Origin of the sequence: Bacteroides sp. 1_1_30, from assembly GCF_020982715.1 — a bacterium.
Taxonomy (GTDB): Bacteria; Bacteroidota; Bacteroidia; order Bacteroidales; family Bacteroidaceae; genus Bacteroides; species Bacteroides xylanisolvens.
In genome coordinates this window covers 1-3,435 of sequence record NZ_JAJKHN010000172.1, presented here as the reverse complement: position 1 = coordinate 3,435, position 3,435 = coordinate 1, and the positions used below count along the sequence as shown (strand labels likewise).

The window sequence follows — 3,435 nt, the reverse complement described above, 5'->3', positions numbered from 1 at the left end:
TTAGCCATGGTCTCGTGGGCTCGGAGATGTGTATAAGAGACAGATCGAATATTATAGAGAATATGGAACAATTTTCTTCTTATAAAAAAGAACGTTGTAATGAAATAGTTTCTCCTATGCAGTATTCAATAAAAGATAAAGTCATTCAGAAAATAGCTTGGCGATTGAATATTGTGTTATAAATTAGTGAATAGGAGAGGGTTTATAGCTTGAAGTCCTACTATTAGGCAAAAAAGTAGAAAGGAGAACTTAAAAAATGCGTTCGAATAGGATGTTTACATTTTTCATGTATAGTAGATATAATAATTTATTTAAAGGTGTTTCTTGGGTAGTGGCATCTTCCATTATTGGTAGTGTTTTACAGTTTCTGCTTATATTTGTTTTGTTGAATTTTTATAAACAAGAAGAATTTGGACTTTGGGCAAGTGTTACATCTATTGCTGCTGTAATTGTAACAGGTGATTTTGGTATTGTTAATGTTTTGCGAAATATAATAAGTCGAGAAATCTTGAATGGATCTAAAGGTATTGCTATTTCTAAACAGTACTTCTATTCAGCTTTGATTTTTTTTATGTGTTTGGCCATCTTATTGTCTATTATTTTATTATTTATATCAAGTTATATTCCATTTGAACATTTATTTAAAACGGATAATGAATATTTGAGGCAACAAGGAAGAGCTATATTTCTAATAATACAGTTTATTTTTCTTTTCAATATACCATTTAGTATAGGAATTCCTTTATTTTTTTCATTTGGGGAATCAAAACTATATTCTATAGTAAATTCGGTGAAATCAATTGTTGCATTTATGATTGTTTTATGTTTGTCTATTAACAAAATTCATATTACATCTGTTGCTGTTGCTTATTTTACATCTAATTTATTGATTTCATTATTGGGTACACTCTACTTTATTTATAAGCGGAAATGGTTTACTTATTCTTTTAATTGGTGGGATTGTTATCATAAGATAAGAGAAATGTTAACTATAGGTGTTAAATTTTTAAGTATACAGCTTTTTAGTAGCTTTCTACAGAATGTGTTAACTATTTATGCAGGCTCTATGGTAGGATTGGGGGTAGCCGCTAATATAAATGTAGTGCAGAAAATCTTTTCATTTTTTGGTGGTATATATCAGAGTGCATTTAATCCATTATGGAGTGAACTTGCTTCTGCTTTTCAAAAACGTAATTATGATTGGTGTTGGAGTTTGCTAAAAAAGTCTGTATGTATTACAATTACTTTTTTTTCTTTTGTCGTAATTATTGTTTCTGTTTTAGGGGATTTTTTTATGAAATTTATTGCTGGGAATGAGTTTAAGTCGAATGTTTCTATGTTTATATTAGTCGGAATCTTGTTTTCAATAAGAATTGTTTTTGATAATGTTTCATTATTACAAAATGCAACAAATAAATTGAATACAATCATTTATGGATATTCTATTATGTTTGTTTACGTTCTTATAGTAATACCGTGGCTAGTTCAGCAGTATGGGATTGAATTAATGATTTTAAATCTAATATTTATGTGGGGATTGTTTATTGTTTTGGCGTATTGGGATTTAAGGAAAATAATCAATAATAGGAAGAATATAGAAAATTCGTGTTTACTAAATAAGGAAGAACTGTAATGTTTAAATTACTTCTATTGTAGTGAAGTAATGTTTATGTGTTTATAGGAAAATACACTAGTGTCCCGTTAAAATCGGGACGAGTTATTAATTAATCAAATAATCCCGGAATAAGGGGATTAAATTGTTCTTTGACATCATTGAAATTAGTCTTATTAAACAGCTCTTGTAAAGGCGTTTTATCTGTTAATGAGATGCTAAGAATCTGCAAGACCTCATAAGTTGAACGATTCAGTTGCATATCATATTGTACAATAGCTACTAAACAATAGGTGATGATAGCAACACTAATCTGTATTCGAACCGCATTCTCGGTAGTACCCCAGAACCTTTTTATCTTAAGGTGTTGTTTCAGCCATTTGAAGAAAAGTTCCACGAACCATCTTTTCTTATAAAGATTGGCAACATCAAGTGCAGATATGTGTTTGGCATTCGTCAGGAATGTGAATTCACGATCATCCTCTTCATCATAGAAACGGATGACTCTGAATGATTCAGGATACTTCTTTTCAGAAGTGTACCCTATCAGTTTCACTTCCGCATCTGAAAGGATATTTTTCGGCATTCTACGCTTCCATTTACAGAACTTGCATTTCAGATTAGACTTCGCTCTGACTACAAAGAAAGAACCTGTAAGATGAATCCGATAAAGTTCTTTAAACGAGTCATACGCTCTGTCAAATATATAATAAGCATTTGGCTCATAATTAATTGCGGACATTTCTGTTGAATCATGCCTGGATGCTGTAGTTACTGTATAAAAGGCTGGAAGTTGTGCTTCTATGTCATAAAGGACATGAGCCTTAACTCCACCTTTTTTCTTACGGAACTTCGCCCAAGGGAATGTAGCCAAACATAAAGGAATCGTAGTGGAATCAAACGCATACTTCCTTCCTGGAATATCCAAGATGTGAGTCGATCGTTTTTCACATGCTTCCTTCATCATATAGAAAGCAAAATCTTCGAAGATTCTGTAATCCCGATTCTGATTGGCAGATGCAAGCGTAGTTTTGGCAATGGGCTCACGACCCAATCCCAAATGATAACGCTTTCCTTGATGTGCTTCCAAAGCTACAATCAAGTCACGAAGACTTTCACGATTACTGAGTTGACCGAACATCATTGCAAGTAACTGACTCCAGCAAGTGAAATGTTTCACATAACGATTGCCATCATACTTGTCTACAAGTCTTCTGAACTTATCATTGTTCAAGAATTCTACTAACTGAGCGAAAACATATTTATCTTGGTTCATTTGAGGTCACCTTAATTGACCTCAAAGGTATGATTTCAAATCGTCGCGCCTAAAAAGTAGTATCTAATAGACTATATTTCAATTATTTCAAAGAACTATTTATCCACTTTTACGGGACACTAATGAGGAAAATATTAAACTAAAGTATTCGTTTTCATGAATAAAATTATTTTATGCTGTCCATTCTATAATGAAAACTTGGTGGCAGATATAAATATCGCAGAAGCAAGTAAGTGGGTTGATGAAATTCATATTACTGAATTTGATAAATCATTCAAATATACAAGTCATGATTATATGTTTCAAAATGATTGTGAGAAAGTGCATTATCATCAAATGGATGCTTCAAGGTTATATGAAAAACCACGTAAATTTATTCCTCATTTTTTTATTCATCCAATTAGTCGGTGGATGAATAAGATGGTAAGAGATCTGTCTCTTATACACATCTCCGAGCCCACGAGACCATGGCTAATATCGTATGCCGTCTTCTGCTTGAAAAAAAAATGGGGGGGGGGGGGGGGGGGGGGGGGGGGGGGGGGGGGGG

2 protein-coding genes and 2 pseudogenes are annotated in these 3,435 nt (G+C 32.8%); 3 read left to right on the top strand and 1 reads right to left on the bottom strand.

The features are described from left to right. Both LPH68_RS25750 and LPH68_RS25745 read left to right on the top strand, forming a co-directional pair. A pseudogene (locus LPH68_RS25750) lies at nt 1-182 on the top strand (hypothetical protein); the annotation flags it as partial. Between the two features lie 104 nt (nt 183-286). Continuing rightward, on the top strand, nt 287-1,633 hold the full coding sequence (locus tag LPH68_RS25745) for a lipopolysaccharide biosynthesis protein (RefSeq protein WP_151923671.1): 1,347 nt from the start codon (nt 287-289) through the stop codon (nt 1,631-1,633). Nucleotides 1,634-1,724: 91 nt separating this feature from the next. Here the strand turns inward: LPH68_RS25745 and LPH68_RS25740 are convergent, their stop codons facing one another. After that, on the bottom strand, nt 1,725-2,888 hold the full coding sequence (locus LPH68_RS25740) for an IS4 family transposase (protein WP_002561845.1): 1,164 nt from the start codon (nt 2,886-2,888) through the stop codon (nt 1,725-1,727). Between the two features lie 156 nt (nt 2,889-3,044). On the opposite strand from LPH68_RS25740, the pseudogene LPH68_RS25735 reads away from it, so the two are divergent. Continuing rightward, a pseudogene (locus LPH68_RS25735) lies at nt 3,045-3,435 on the top strand (hypothetical protein); the annotation flags it as partial.